10 protein-coding genes are annotated in these 14,665 nt (G+C 47.5%); 2 read left to right on the plus strand and 8 right to left on the minus strand.

Annotated elements, in window-relative coordinates; translation table 11 throughout:
• Positions 1-19: 19 nt before the first annotated feature.
• The 5 genes from OCU35_RS17380 to OCU35_RS17400 all read right to left on the minus strand — a co-directional run bounded on the left by OCU35_RS17380 (position 20) and on the right by OCU35_RS17400 (position 9,326).
• On the minus strand, positions 20-1,018 hold the full coding sequence (locus OCU35_RS17380) for an AAA family ATPase (RefSeq protein ID WP_261826080.1): 999 nt from the start codon (positions 1,016-1,018) through the stop codon (positions 20-22).
• 73 nt (positions 1,019-1,091) lie between these two features.
• Positions 1,092-3,359, minus strand: a complete 2,268-nt coding sequence (locus OCU35_RS17385; protein ID WP_390208657.1) for a multiheme c-type cytochrome — start codon at positions 3,357-3,359, stop codon at positions 1,092-1,094.
• A gap of 109 nt (positions 3,360-3,468) precedes the next feature.
• On the minus strand, positions 3,469-5,016 hold the full coding sequence (locus OCU35_RS17390; RefSeq protein WP_261826081.1) for an arylsulfatase: 1,548 nt from the start codon (positions 5,014-5,016) through the stop codon (positions 3,469-3,471).
• Between the two features lie 138 nt (positions 5,017-5,154).
• Positions 5,155-8,247 (minus strand): efflux RND transporter permease subunit, encoded by a 3,093-nt coding sequence (locus OCU35_RS17395; RefSeq protein ID WP_261826082.1) that lies wholly within the window; start codon positions 8,245-8,247, stop codon positions 5,155-5,157.
• Positions 8,248-8,249: 2 nt separating this feature from the next.
• Positions 8,250-9,326 (minus strand): efflux RND transporter periplasmic adaptor subunit, encoded by a 1,077-nt coding sequence (locus tag OCU35_RS17400; RefSeq protein ID WP_065210556.1) that lies wholly within the window; start codon positions 9,324-9,326, stop codon positions 8,250-8,252.
• Positions 9,327-9,747: 421 nt separating this feature from the next.
• Here OCU35_RS17400 and OCU35_RS17405 point away from each other — a divergent pair, with 421 nt between their 5' ends.
• Positions 9,748-11,316, plus strand: a complete 1,569-nt coding sequence (locus OCU35_RS17405) for an arylsulfatase (protein ID WP_102333958.1) — start codon at positions 9,748-9,750, stop codon at positions 11,314-11,316.
• Between the two features lie 116 nt (positions 11,317-11,432).
• The gene (gene gloA2, locus OCU35_RS17410; protein ID WP_102321611.1) at positions 11,433-11,816 is read left to right on the plus strand and encodes an SMU1112c/YaeR family gloxylase I-like metalloprotein; all 384 of its coding nucleotides are present in this window, start codon (positions 11,433-11,435) and stop codon (positions 11,814-11,816) included.
• Here the strand turns inward: gloA2 and OCU35_RS17415 are convergent.
• From OCU35_RS17415 to OCU35_RS17425, 3 genes are read right to left on the minus strand one after another with little or no spacing between them, the layout of a single operon-like run.
• A complete protein-coding gene (locus OCU35_RS17415) occupies positions 11,813-12,193 on the minus strand; it encodes a hypothetical protein (RefSeq protein WP_261826083.1) in 381 nt (126 codons plus the stop codon). The two genes, gloA2 and OCU35_RS17415, sit on opposite strands and share 4 nt — an antisense overlap.
• Positions 12,190-12,624, minus strand: a complete 435-nt coding sequence (locus OCU35_RS17420; RefSeq protein WP_065598392.1) for a cytochrome c-type biogenesis protein — start codon at positions 12,622-12,624, stop codon at positions 12,190-12,192. The genes OCU35_RS17415 and OCU35_RS17420 overlap by 4 nt, the downstream gene beginning before the upstream one ends.
• Entirely contained in the window at positions 12,621-14,600 is a 1,980-nt protein-coding gene (locus tag OCU35_RS17425) for a heme lyase CcmF/NrfE family subunit (protein WP_261826084.1), read from the minus strand. Before OCU35_RS17425 ends, OCU35_RS17420 begins: the two co-directional genes overlap by 4 nt.
• Positions 14,601-14,665: the final 65 nt, after the last annotated feature.

The raw sequence follows: 14,665 nt of genomic DNA on the forward strand, positions 1-14,665 counted from the left end.
TGTTACCTCCGCAAAGCGACTAGCCGATGGCTACGGTATCAAGAAGCTCATCGACTATCTGCTTCGCAGAAATCCCTTCTGCCAGTGCGTCATAACTTTGAGTATGTCGGTGCCCAAGTACGCCATGAGCAACTGCTCGAACATCATCCGGCTGCACGTACTCTCTTCCTTTTAACCAAGCATACGCTCGTGAACACTTATCAAGAGCAATAGTCGCACGTGGGCTTGAGCCAACTTGAATCCAGCGCGAGAGATTTGATTCAGGGTAGCGATCTGGATTTCGCGTCGCCATGACTAGGGCAACGATATAACGCTCAGCGATCTCCGATACCTCGACTTTGGCAATTTCTTCTCTTGCCTTAAGCACGTGCACGGGATCGATCGAGGTTATGTTTTGTTGTTGTGATTGAGTATTGCTTGAGGTCTCTTCAGAGCGTACCAAGCGCATGATGTCCATCTCAGCATCATCGTCAGGATAATCCACCGTTACCTTTAAGATAAAACGGTCCATTTGCGCCTCGGGCAAAGGGTATGTCCCTTCTTGCTCGATGGGGTTTTGTGTCGCCAATACCATGAACAAATCAGGCAGTTGATGCGTCTCGTCACCCACAGTAATGGTGCCCTCTGCCATTGCTTCTAGAAGCGCGGCCTGCACCTTAGCGGGTGCGCGGTTTATTTCATCCGCCAGCACAATACTGTTAAAGATAGGACCTGGCTGAAAGTGCAGTTGTGGCTTACTCTTGCCCGAACCATCCGCAACGTCTTGATAGACCTCAGTGCCCGTGACATCCGAGGGCAACAGGTCGGGGGTAAATTGAATACGGCCAAAGGATGAGTGCAGTGCATCCGCTAGTGCCTTCACTGAGCGGGTTTTTGCGGTTCCCGGAAGTCCCTCTAGCAATACATGACCGTTAGTTAGTAAACCTAACACTAAAGACTCAACAACGTGTCGCTGTCCAACAACAGACTGCTCTACCTGAGAGACTAACGCTGCAACCGCTTCTTGTGACGCACTCATAATTCATCCTCAAACATCGAATATCTCTATTCTACGCAAGATAAACATAACTAATGGTTATACAGGTTCGTCGTTATAGCTTAGCTCGCAATCCTTTAATCACCTCTGGCGGGGCATATTTCTCAAGCTCAGTGATGCATTGACGCGCTTGGAACTCGATACTCGAGTCTTTGCTGTATTTCACTAACATCTCGCATCGAGCGTAGAGTTGCTGAGGGTTACCGCTGACTCTAAAGGCTTTATCCAGTGCTTTTGATGCCTGCGACACGCTTGTCGATTCCAACGACAAGCCATACAGATACCAATACTGTGCATTGTCGGGCTCAACCTCTGTCGCTTGCTGCAGATATTGAGTGGCTTGACTATTTTTGCCTTGGCGCAACAACGACAATGCTGCGCTGTATCTTAACGCACCGGATTTTGGCTGTGCCTTAATGCCCTGTTCAAGTGTCGAGAACACTTGTGGCTCTTTTTCTTGTACGCGATAAAGGTCGGCAAGATTCACATAGCTATTGGCAAAATAGGGCTCAACCGCTATTGCTCCCTTATATTCCTTGATCGCTTGTGCATAATCACCTTGCGCTCGATAGACGTTGCCTAAGTTGGTCCGTCCAAAGCCTCTGTCGGAGTTAAATTCTTGTATCTCCATGTACTCTTGCAATGGCTTAGCTAGAGCTTGTTTTTGCTGCTCGTTTAACTCACGCCAATAGACCACCAGCGCGCCTGCCGCTTCTGTGCGCACGCCTAGTACTTTGTCTTCCAATAATGGCGCGAGTATTTGCCAGCGGTCTCTTGGTTCAAAGCCAGCAGAGCCTTGCACTGCAGAAACTCTAATCAATTCACTGTCATGCTTCACTGCCCGCGCAAGCGCCACTGTGGTGTTCTTTCCTTGATAAGGCGCTAAACGACTGGTAGCAGAGGCTCTGATAATATCCCTCTGCGTATTATCTTGCGCCGTATAGGCCAGTGCATCTTCAGCCCCTTGATAGCCAATTTCTGCCGCATAAAATGCCACTGCGAAGTGTTGCTGATTTTGATGTTTTGAATTGGGGAACCATTTTGCTAATGACTCAGACGCCCATTCATTGGTTTGGTCTTCATGGCAAGAAGTGCACACATTAGGCGTCCCTAAATGGGTGCTGAGATCTGGCCTTGGGATCTGCCAGCTATGATCGCGTCGTGGATCCACCTGCATGTAGGTCGTCTCAGGCATGTGGCAAGTGGTACATTTTGAGGCTTCAGAGTCTTTGTCGTGGAAGGTATGGTTTTCCGGTGAGAAGTTCGTCGGCAAATGGCACTGGCTACACACCGCCTCTTCGGCGATTTCCAGCTTGGCTGTGTGCGGGTTGTGACAGTTAGTACAACTCACCCCTTTTTCCGCCATTTTTGATTGGAGAAAAGAGCCATAGACATAATCCTCATCAAAGATTTGCCCATCCGCATGATAAAGCTCTGGCGTAATAAGGCTCAGTCGATAGCGATCGAGTAAGTTACCCTGCACATGGTCTTTATCTTCGGTCAATTGCGTTCGGCGACCGTGGCATTGTGCACACATAGTCATTTGGTCGGTGGGGTGAATGCTCTTAGGTTGCAAAGCTGGCATATTTTCTTCAAACACCCACTCTTTTACTGCTTTTGAAAGATCACGATCAAAGCCTAGGTGCGCAGCTTGGCTCGATTTATCACCCTTTGCCCAAGTAACGTGCTCTTGTCCTTTTCCGTGGCAAGCCTCACACCCCACGTTGATCTCAGACCAAGTGGTGGCATAGGTATCTTTTTCACGGTCGTAGTTCTTTTCTAGATTGGTCGAATGACAATCGGCACACATGAAGTTCCAATTTTGTCCTGAGTTCGTCCAGTAGAACTCATCCGTTGGAGTTAGGTCTGGATAGAGGTGAAACCAGCGCTGACCGCCTTCTTCTTTTGAACGAGAGTCCCAAGCAAATGGAATCAACTGGACACGACCATCCTCAAACTCAACCATATATTGCTGAAGAGGATCGTAGCCGAAGGTATATTTGATCTGATAATCACGATATTGACCGTCGTCACCTTGAATATTGACCCAATATTGCTCGCCCTTTTTGAAGAAGCGATTTTCGACCCCTGCAAACTCGAACCTAGCGTCATTGAAGTCACCCAATACACTCGCTTCATCTGCGTGTTTCATTGCCATTTCATGATCAGAGCCTAGCCACTGTTGATACTCCTGCTGATGACAATCAAGGCAAACCTTGCTTCCCACAAACCCTGAGTCTTCAGCCTGCGCAACTGATAGAGCTAACCCAAACCCCATCGTTACGATGAACAAAATTAGCTTCCTGCCAAATCGTTTCAACATACTACCCTTATAGCGAACGTACTTTCAATTTTCCTATTAACAACAATAGCTTAAAAAGAAAGACCAGAGCCAAATAAATGGCTCTGGTCTTAGATTTCTACAACTTATTTTATTTATTCTGCGGGGTTTGCAGTTTTTCCATTACCTGATCCAAGCTAAAGCTTGCTGCTTTTTGTCTTGGAGGGAATTCCTCGAAGGTAGCCAAGTACTTGCCTACGTAGGCCTGTGCAGGCACTAGCATAAAGGCGCGGTCTAGCATCCAATCGTAGTAGGTATTGGAGGTTCTATCGGCAACCTCGTAAGGGTCCATTCTTAGGTTGAAGATCTTTGGAACGCGAAGCGGTGTGAACGGTTCAGCCCAGATGTTCAAGGTTCCTGTGGAGCGTTGCTCTAGGAACACCACCTTCCACTTGTTGTAACGAAGAGCGGCAAGATCACCGTCATCGGTAAAGTAGAAGATCTCTTCTCGGCGGCCCTGCTCTTCTTCACCCGTTAGGTGCGGTAAGAAGTTATAGCCATCAAGATGAACCTTGTACTTGGTATTACCAACAGAGGTGCCTTTCACCAATTTTTCTTTGATTTCGTCATCACCAGCAGCCGCGGCAAAGGTAGGTAACCAATCCATGTGATGCATGATCTCATTGGATACGCTTCCCGCTTCTATCTTACCCGGCCAGCGAACCATTGCAGGAACACGATAAGCCCCTTCCCAGTTGGTGTTTTTCTCTCCGCGGAACGGTGTTAAGCCCGCATCTGGCCACGTGTTCATGTGGGGTCCATTATCTGTTGAGTAAAACACTATGGTGTTGTCTGTGATTCCGAGATCATCGACCGCTTTTAGTAGCTCCCCAACATGGTTATCGTGTTCGACCATACCGTCAGCATAGTTACTGATGCCTGTGGAACCAGCGAGTTCTGCTTTCACATGGGTTCTAAAGTGCATTCGGGTAGCATTCCACCATACAAAGAAAGGTTTATCGGCTTTGACTGAGCGCCCCATGAAATCGATGGCCGCCGCTAAGGTCTCATCATCGACTGTTTCCATACGCTTACGCGTTAGTGGCCCTGTATCTTCAATCTTGCCATCAGCATAAGATTTTATAACGCCGCGCGGGCCAAACTTCTTACGAAACTCAGGGTCTTTCGGATAATCGATATTCTCAGGCTCTTCCTCTGCATTGAGGTGATAGAGGTTGCCAAAGAATTCGTCAAAGCCATGTGCGGTTGGCAAGTGCTCATCCTTGTCGCCAAGGTGGTTCTTACCAAACTGACCCGTGGCGTAACCCATAGGCTTGAGCACTTCGGCGATGGTGACATCTTCTGCCTGTAAGCCAAGATTAGCACCGGGCAAACCCACCTTACTCAGGCCAGTGCGAAGTACACTTTGACCCGTAATGAAGGTAGAACGACCTGCGGTACACGACTGCTCGCCGTAGTAATCGGTGAACATCATACCTTCTTTCGCAATTCGGTCGATATTTGGGGTTTTGTAGCCCATCAAACCAAAGGTGTACGCACTGATATTGGACTGGCCAATATCATCGCCCCAGATCACCAAAATATTGGGCTTGTCCGCAGCAACAGTGGCGGTCGATACCCCCATCAGTACCGATGCTATGATAGCCAACCTACATTTAGCACCCTTAAAAGACTTCATAGAAACTCCTTGTCGTGTATTCCTAGAGCTCAATCTCGAAGAGTTCGAAACTGAGCTCAGTAAGCAACATCAGTTATACGCTTAGCCATTGAGTTATAGACTAAAAATTAACCATATGCGACAAGGTGCAGCTTTTCTTTAAGTGTGCTCCGCTAATAAGTTATTGACCTGATTAACACGAGCTTCAGGGGAGTGGCTATGACCACCTATCCAGAGATATAGGCTCGGTATGACAAACAAAGTCACCACTGTGGTGAGCAGCATACCGCTGAAGATCACGATACCCACAGAAAAGCGTGTCTCTGAGCCTGCCCCTGTCGCAATCAACATAGGTATAGAGCCAAGAAGTGTGGTCATTGCCGTCATCACAATTGGGCGAAGGCGCTGCTCAGATGCATTAAGAATCGCTTGTTTAACGTCTTGACCGCGATCTCTTAGCTGATTGGCAAACTCTACGATCAAAATGCCATTTTTGGTCGCCATGCCAATGAGCATTAGCATCCCAAGCTGGGAATAGAGATTAAAACTATCTCCAGCTAACAAGATACCAATCAGTCCGCCCAATAATCCTATCGGTACCGTTAACATGACAATTGTTGGACTCACAAAGCTTTCGAACTGCGCGGCAAGCACCAAGTAAGAGACAAACAGTGACAAGGCAAAGATAAGCCACACTTCACGTTGATTGTCGTAATAATCTTTAGACTCTCCCGCGTAGTCGTAGGTATAACCCGGCGGCAGTAACGATGATGCTTTTTGCTCTAGGTAATTCAGAGCGCCACCTAACGTCACTCCATCCATTAAGTTTGCTTTAAGAGTAATGGACTTCTTGCGCTGATAATGAAATAGACCACGCGCAGAAGCTACGTCATTTACAGACACTAAGATATCTAAAGAGATCAACTCTCCCTCTTTCGAGCGAAGATACACCTTACTCAGATCCGCCGCAGAGTTAAATTGAGCTTCATTGGCCTTAAGGTAGACATCGTATTCTTCGCCAGACTCTTCAAAGCGGGTTTCTGTTGCGCCCCCAAGTAACACTTCTAGGGTTGAGGCGATCTCGTTAACACTGACACCCAGCTCTCGAGCGACTTCTCGATTTACCGTCAATAAAATCTCTGGCGTGGTCGGGTTGTAATCAAGCTTAATGCCATCCATCTTACCACTCGATTCCGCTGACTTTTCCAGCTCTTTGGCGATCTCATAGATGACGTCATACTCTTCACCCTGCAGCACAAACTGCACGGGTTCACCCATTCCTCCACCAAAGCCAGGTTGATAGGGGAACACCTGCACGTCAGTCACATCACGGGTCAGTTCTTTAATATGATTGACCACTTCTGTGGCATTCATCTCTCTATCGTTCCAGTGTTTAAGCCGGATAATAAAGAAGCCTTGATGGTCTGCCCATGTGCCAAAAGCGGGTGTAGAATAATTAAGCGAGGCCACAGGACCTTCTTTTGAGGCAAGTGGCATCAAGCGATCGTTAATTTGCTCCATACTCTTAAGCATTCGCTCATAACTGGTGGCTTCTATACCGCCAACATAAACGTTCACCGCACCTCTGTCTTCCACTGGCGCAAACGCTCGCTGCTGCTGTTGATAGACAAAGTAAAGCCCCGCAGAGCAGACGATAAGCACAAATAGAGAGAAGGTTTTCCACTTCAGAACCGATTCTAAGCTCTTGCGATAAACAGCCTGGATACGACTCACGCCCTTATCCACAGCCAAACAAACGCGGTTAGGCTCTTCAAGTTCTTTACGGAACAATAGCTCGCTTAGCACGGGACCAAGAGTAAGGGCGGCGATGGATGAAAAGCCCACAGCGGCAGATAAGATAACCGCAAATTCTGCGAACATGTTGCCTAGCTTTCCCTCTAGAAAGATCAAAGGCAGGAAGGTCATGATCAACACCAGTGTCGTGGCGATTACCGCAAAGTTAAGCTCTTTGGTTCCCTTAAACGCCGCCACCATCGCAGGCGCACCGTTTCGCCTATGGCGCACAATGTTTTCCACCACAACGATGGCATCATCCACCACTAAGCCTATGGCCAGAATCAAGGCCATCAGTGTGACGAGATTGATGGAGTAACCACATAAGTAAGCCACAGAAAATGCCGAAATAAGGGAAACAGGGACGGTTATCGCAGGGACAATCGTGGTCGAGAGTCGTCCCAAAAAGAGATACAGCACTAACGTCACCAGTACAGCAGTAATGGCCAACGTAATGTAGACCTCTTTTATGGCCTCACGGATAAAGACAGTACTGTCGTAATCAACCTGTAGCTCAACCCCTTCGGGTAAAAAGTGCTGCAATGATTTGAGTTCATCCAGAACAGAATCCGATACCGTCAAAGGGTTTGCTTGAGACATAGCCACAATGCCAAGACCCATACTATCGACGTTATTGGCTTTAAAGGTGGTGGTCTCTTTTTTGGCACCTATGTAGACATTGGCTATGTCCTTCAAAAGCACTGATTCACCGTCTTTCTCGGCAATTTGTAGCTGCTCAAAGTCTTCGGATTTTTGATAAAGACGCTCTAAACGAACCACCACATTCAGTGATTCATTCCTTACATACCCAGCAGGTAGCTGCAGGTTCTCTGCCCGCAGTGCTTGCGCCACGTCAGTGGTGGTTAACTGGCGTGCGGCAAGATCTTCTGGGTTGATCTCCACATACAACACGCGCTCAATCACACCTGAGGTATTGATGGAACTGACACCCGGCACCAAGCTTAGGCGTTCAATTAATATGCGCTGTGCATAGTCACTCAATTCGATGCGATCGTGCTTAGTGCTGGTGAGATTGAGCCACATGAAGGGGTCACCCTCACTGCTGTTCTTTCGCACAATAGGTTCATCAACATCATCAGGCAGACTGCCACGTGCTCGGCTTACGGCATCGCGCACATCACTGACTGCTTGGATCATGTCGTAGCCAGACTTGAAGGTGATGTTGATGCCTGACCAACCATCCCATGAAGAGGACCAAATATAATCAATACCATCGATACCGCTAAGTTGGTCCTCGATAGGTTTCGTTATTTGACTCTCAACAATGGATGAAGCACTACCGCCATAGGAGGTACCCACGGAAACCACACTCGTTTCAACATCGGGCATTTCTCGAACGGCCAGCATACTTGCGCCAACCAAGCCAAACACAATAAACAGAATGTTTAACACTATCGCCGAGATTGGGCGATACATTGCAAAATCGGACAGTTTCATGGTTAAACGTCACCACTTGGCAAATGAGTGTCTACCGTTTCAATGACTTCCACTTCTGCATTTTCACGCAGCTTCACCGTTCCGCGATAAACAATTTCCTCTCCGATCTCCAGCCCCTCAAGGACTTGTACTTTCTCACCCGTGCGCTCACCCAGTGTCACTATTCGCTTTTCTACATGACGTTTTTCTACTTTGCTGTCTTGCACCACATACACAAAGCGCTCATGCCCTCGATACACCACTGACTGCAAAGGAACGGTGACTTCGGCTTGCGCCGGCAGCGGTAATTCACCCAGCACAAGACTGCCTGGGGTTAAGTCTGCCTCATCATTGTCGATGCGAAACTGCACTTGGATGTTTTGCGTTTGACTGTTTACTCGGCTATCTAAACTTGTCAGGGTAGCCTTTACAGACTTCGCCCCTTCGATGCTGGAGAGTTTAGTGGTTTGTCCGACCTTAAGTTGACGCAGATACTTAGCGGGAAGAGCCACATTCAATCTAAGATGGCTCGAGTCATCAAGCGTAGTTAATACGCTCTCGCTTTCTACATTTTGCCCAATAGTAATATCGACTAGGCCCAATGTACCTGAGAATGGAGCAGTGACTCGCTTATCTTGAAGCGTTGCCTTAGCGAGATCTAGCTCAGCCTTTTGCATTTCAACGTTAGCCAGCGCTGCGTCCACATCTCCTTGCGGAACGGCGCCATTAGGCAAGAGTCGCAGCAAATTACTGTGTTGGCGTTGAAGCTCTTTCAAGCTCGCAGCTTCTCGCTGAACCACAGCGCGCTGATGTCTATCATCAAGCAAAAATAGTAATTGTCCTTTCTTAACTTCCTCTCCCGATTTCACTAAAACCTTTGAGACCTTTCCTTTCTCTTCTGGCTTTATATCGACGGATTGGTGAGCAAACGTATTGCCCAACATATGAACGCTACGCTCAAGGGTATCCTGCCCGGCAAAAGTCGTATCCACGGTCAAAGCGCTTGACAGTGTTGGCGCTTCTTTTTCGGTCGTATGAAGGGAAAATGCAGAGAACCCCGCAATGGAGAGAATAACTGCAATCAGTGCGTATTTTTTCATTGTGCTTGGAAAGGCTTAATGGAGTAGAAATGTGGCGCTATTCTACTTGTTGTGTATGAGACTAGATAATATTGATCTCATAATTTGACGCCTATCTCAAAAATCGCGACGTTAAATATTGCTACAAAATGATACTGATTCTGGCACCTCGGGTTATTAGGGCTCTTGAACCCCTCATATACAAAGCATTTATCGTTAGTCTCCCATTCCATTGATAAAGCAAACCCTTGGTTTATTACCAATGGTTATACAGTCTATAAAGCGACAACACCCATCTTGAAAATTACATTATGTGCCAACAGCAGTTCAGATAAGTCATCTTTTCAGCCTCTTAGTGTTAGTCCCGGGTAACGTTAACAGCCTAATTCTGCTTCGCTGAACTGTCGCAATCTTTTTCCCTACTAAACGTGATGGAGTCTCAATGACTAATCAATTCAGCAAACTGGCTATTTCAGCAGGAATGTTAGCAGCATCAGCGTCAGCTGTAGCTGCAGACAAGCCAAATATCCTTGCCATCTTCGGCGATGATGTGGGCCTATGGAATATCGGCGCATACAACCAAGGCATGATGGGCTATGAAACCCCTAACATCGACCGTATTGCCAACGAAGGTGCACTATTTACTGACCACTACGGTCAGCAATCCTGTACTGCAGGTCGTGCCGCATTCGTTACTGGCCAAGAACCGTTTCGTACTGGTCTTCTCACTATCGGCATGCCTGGTTCAACTCACGGCATTCCTGATTGGGCGCCAACCATTGCTGATCTATTGAAAGATCAAGGCTACATGACGGCTCAGTTTGGTAAAAACCACCTTGGTGACCAAGACCAGCATCTACCAACAAAACACGGTTTTGATGAGTTCTTCGGTAACCTTTACCACCTAAATGCCGAAGAAGAGCCAGAGACTTACTACTATCCAAAAGACCCTGAGTTTCGTAAGAACTACGGCCCTCGTGGTGTCATCAAGTCTTACGCTGACGGCCGCATTGAAGATACGGGTCCTATGACGCGTAAGCGCATGGAAACGGCTGATGAAGAGTTCCTAGATTCTTCTCTCGCCTTTATGGAAAAAGCGGTAAAAGCGGACAAGCCTTTCTTCATCTGGCACAACACAACCCGCATGCACGTTTGGACTCGCCTACAAGAGAAATACCAAGGCAAATCAGGCATCAGCATCTATGCCGACGGCATGTTAGAGCATGATGACCACGTGGGTATTTTGTTAGACAAACTGGATGACCTAGGTATTGCTGATAATACTATCGTTATCTACTCTACCGACAACGGTGCAGAGACAGTATCTTGGCCGGACGGCGGTGCTACACCGTTCCATGGTGAGAAAGGCACAACTTGGGAAGGCGGTATGCGTGTTCCTCAGCTTGTTCGCTGGCCTGGCGTGATTGATCCTGGTTCTCGCTACAACGACATGATGGCGCACCAAGATTGGTTGCCAACGATCATGGCGGCTGCTGGTGTTCCTGATGTGAAAGAGAAGCTTGCTGAGGGTTATACCTCTAACGGTAAAGAGTGGCGTGTACACATCGATGGCTATAACTTCATGCCTTACTTTGAAGGTAAGCAAGAACAGGGTCCTCGTGAATCACTGCTTTACTTCACTGCTAACGGCGAGCTAAACGCTATTCGCTGGAATGATTGGAAACTGCACTTTGCAACGCTAGAAGGCAACATCACTGACGCCGTGCGCTTTGAGTCTAACTGGCCGAAGATCATTCACCTACGTGCTGACCCATTTGAGAAAGCACCGCACGAATCAGGCATGTACCTACGCTGGATGGCGGACAACATGTGGCTATTCGTACCGGTACAAGATGAGCTTGGTAAGTTCTTTGCCACCCTAGGACAGTACCCTCGTCAAGAAGGTCAAGTTCTAAACCCTGCTGCAATCAGCCAGACTTCTTTGGGTGTGAAGGCAAAACTAAATCAAATCGACCAGCTGCAAAAGCAAATGGACGAGATGAGTAAATAATTAGTCCACGCTTCCTCTTTCTAGAACACCTTGTTTTAGAGACTTTGCTCAGCCCTTGCGGCTGAGCTTTTTTATTCGTGTTAGTATGAAGTAATAACAACGACTTAGGGTTTGCCATGCTAAAGGGTACGCATCATGTCGCCATCATCTGTAGCGACTACCAAACATCAAAGCACTTCTACACGCATATTCTTGGCTTAGACATCATCGCAGAGAATTATCGAGCACATAGAGACTCATACAAGCTTGATCTCGCCTTGCCTGATGGCACACAAATAGAGCTTTTCTCTTTCCCATCGCCACCACAACGCCCAAGCACTCCTGAAGCTCAGGGACTGAGACATTTAGCCTTTAGGGTCGATGAACTTGATAGCTGTATAAAACACTTACAAAGCAATGAGGTTGAGGTAGAAGCCGTACGCGTTGATGAATTCACCGGAAAGCGCTTTACCTTCTTTAAAGACCCTGATGATTTGCCACTGGAGCTTTACGAGGGTTAATAAGGGAGAGTTTCTGGGTCAAGGTCGATGAAATGCGGTGCAATAGGCGTTGTAAACTGCACAGCTTTGATATGTGTAGCGCCTTGCATCAAAGCCTTACAAACCCGATGCATGCCGTCCATCACCCGTCCTTCATCACATAAGATAATGGGATAGTTAAAGTCTGTCTGTTGAATCAATTTGGCATGCTCAGCAACGTTGCGACAGGTTGGTTTAGCACCGCCAAGATCATACCAAAAGGCCTCGTCTAGCTCTTGGATTGCATCAAGAGGTACAGTGATGACTGGCATTACTTGCGCCATCTCAACAAGTTTGATTACGTCCCAGATCAAAAGCTGACCTTCTATAGAGCGTCTGAAGTGGTATTGCTGTCTCAATGTATGCCTCGAATCGAACGCTTGATATGCCCAATACTAAAACCAATCATAAACAATCCTAGTACGATAGGGATCCCCCACAACAGGGCATTCTTCATGCTAAACGAAGGCTGATAGAGTACGTGCTCACCGTATCTCGCCACCATATACTCTTTCACTTCACTATCGGACTTCCCTGCCTTAACCAGCTCGAACACTCGAAGTCGAATGTCCTTGGCAACCGCCGAATTAGATTCAATCAAGTTTTGATTTTGACACATGGGGCAGCGCAAGGTTTTAGCCAGATGAATCGCTTGTTTTTGCTGAGCCACTGAATCAAATTCAAACAAATCGACAGGATGAGAGATGCTTTGATAGCCCGCAGCATGGACACTTAATCCAAAGGTGAGGCTTAACGCCAACAAAACCATCAAGCGCCTTACTAGTCTCATGCTTGATACTCCCGCGTAATGGCTCTTCGCTTGCGTGGATTAAATTGCTTAACCCACACACCACGGATAAGTAAACCAGCACCTGCCAATACCACCAGCAAACCGCCTATTCCAATCCAGCGAATAAAGGCTTTAAACTGAATTCGAACCGCGTAATGCTCGGGATCGATCTTTTCTCCTAGCGTGATATACACATCTCCATTCCAATACGGCGTCAATGAAGGCTCAGTCATATTCATTACTCGAACGGGATAGTGACGCTTCTCAGGTTTTGCCATCACACTATTGCCGGAGGGTTCGGTAATCTCGATGACGCCCTGTTCTGCGGTATAGCTTGGCGCAACGTAAAGCTTGGTGTGTTGGTAATGGATCTTATAATCACCAAACTGAATCTCGCTATTTGAACCAAGTTCGGTCGGACCCAGCTTAGCGGTCAACTCGTAAGAGTAATAGCTGTTCATGCTGGCTCCAAAGGCCAGTATTGCCACGCCAATATGAGCAATAGAGACTAAGTAAACCTTGTATCTGTATTCCTGTTTACGCACTCGCAAACAGCGAAGAACATGAGTCACCGTGAGCCATAGTGCAGCCCAAGTGGTCACGAACGCGTAGGTGGACCATGTAGCTGCGACCTCACTGTCTTGATGGGTGTAATAACGAATAAAGGCAAAGGCCAATAAAGCACTCGCTGTCACGGTTATGAATGCCAGTTTCCTTGGAAAAACACCCGACTGCGCCTGCCATTTGAGTAATGGACTTAATGCCATTGCTACTAGAGCAACAATGGTTAATGGCGCAAATAATAGGTTGAAATAAGGCGCACCAACGGAGATGTTACCTAAGCCGAGCAATTGGTACAGCATGGGATAAAACGTGCCGAGAAGGACTATCGCCATGGCTAATACAAACAGGTTGAGAGCCCATAAAATAAAGGTATTTTTGCTGAAAAATCGTGAGATAGCATTGGACTTGATTGAAGTGGCGCGATGGATAAGCAAAACATAGGCACTCACAAACACTAAGCTTAAAATCCCTAGCAATGTCAACCCCTTGCTTGGGTCAACCGCAAATGCATGTACCGAAGTTAATACCCCAGAACGAACAATAAAAGTACCCAGAATGCTAAGGCAGAAGGTCACTATCGCCAGCGAGAACGTCCATACCTTTAGCTGGCCTTGCTTTCGGCTTGCCATGACAGAATGCACTAACGCCGTCGCCGTTAGCCAAGGAAGAAGAGATGCATTTTCAACAGGGTCCCAGAACCACCAACCGCCCCAACCTAGCTCGTAGTAGGCCCACCCGGCACCAACAATGATCCCTGCGCTTAAGAAGACCCATGCCAATAGCGTATGACGAGTTAAGCGCTCAAAGATATCGGCTTCGTCCTTTGCCTCTATCAAGTAGCCACAGGTTAGCGCCAGCACAGAGGCAAACCCCACATAGCCTACGTACAACAACGGGGGATGAATGATAAGCCCTATGTCTTGCAGCATAGGGTTTAGGTCTCGCCCCTCAAAAGGCATCACTTCATTCATAGCAAAGGGATTCGATGCCAGTAGAGTAAACCAGCTAAAAATGGCCACCAGCGCCAACATCAGCCAACTGGCATGAAAATCACTGGCACTATTAGTTCGTCGGGAAACCAGTACAGACCAGCCTGAAATTATGGCAACCCAAAACAACATGGAGCCTTGATGACCGCCCCAAGTGGCCGCGATCTTAAACGGCAACGCTAAGGCACTGTTGGAGTTATCCGAGACATACGAAAGTGAGAAGTCATCACTGGCAAACGCATAGCTCAGTAGTAATAGCGATAACCCAGCAAAAAGGAAGGCAACAGCGGACAAAGAACGAGAGATAGTCGCAGGCACAAGAGTTTGCTTGCGCAGCAAAAGGCTATAAAGCCCTACTGCGGCGCCGCAACTACTGACTACTGCCGTCAGGATCAAACAAAACAATCCTAGATTCGCTAGCATCCCATTCCCTATAAAAATAAACCCAAGTAGCTCGAACGAATCCAAGTTACCTGGGTGCTGAAAAG

This window comes from Vibrio breoganii (genome assembly GCF_024346795.1).
Classification (GTDB): Bacteria; Pseudomonadota; Gammaproteobacteria; order Enterobacterales; family Vibrionaceae; genus Vibrio; species Vibrio breoganii.

What these genes read in the sequence shown, in the direction of transcription:
- OCU35_RS17380 (WP_261826080.1), bottom strand. Translation starts at nt 1,018, where the DNA reads ATGAGTGCGTCACAAGAAGCGGTTGCAGCGTTAGTCTCTCAGGTAGAG.
- OCU35_RS17385 (WP_390208657.1), bottom strand. Translation starts at nt 3,359, where the DNA reads ATGTTGAAACGATTTGGCAGGAAGCTAATTTTGTTCATCGTAACGATG.
- OCU35_RS17390 (WP_261826081.1), bottom strand. Translation starts at nt 5,016, where the DNA reads ATGAAGTCTTTTAAGGGTGCTAAATGTAGGTTGGCTATCATAGCATCG.
- OCU35_RS17395 (WP_261826082.1), bottom strand. Translation starts at nt 8,247, where the DNA reads ATGAAACTGTCCGATTTTGCAATGTATCGCCCAATCTCGGCGATAGTG.
- OCU35_RS17400 (WP_065210556.1), bottom strand. Translation starts at nt 9,326, where the DNA reads ATGAAAAAATACGCACTGATTGCAGTTATTCTCTCCATTGCGGGGTTC.
- OCU35_RS17405 (WP_102333958.1), top strand. Translation starts at nt 9,748, where the DNA reads ATGACTAATCAATTCAGCAAACTGGCTATTTCAGCAGGAATGTTAGCA.
- gloA2 (WP_102321611.1), top strand. Translation starts at nt 11,433, where the DNA reads ATGCTAAAGGGTACGCATCATGTCGCCATCATCTGTAGCGACTACCAA.
- OCU35_RS17420 (WP_065598392.1), bottom strand. Translation starts at nt 12,624, where the DNA reads ATGAGACTAGTAAGGCGCTTGATGGTTTTGTTGGCGTTAAGCCTCACC.
- OCU35_RS17425 (WP_261826084.1), bottom strand. Translation starts at nt 14,600, where the DNA reads ATGCTAGCGAATCTAGGATTGTTTTGTTTGATCCTGACGGCAGTAGTC.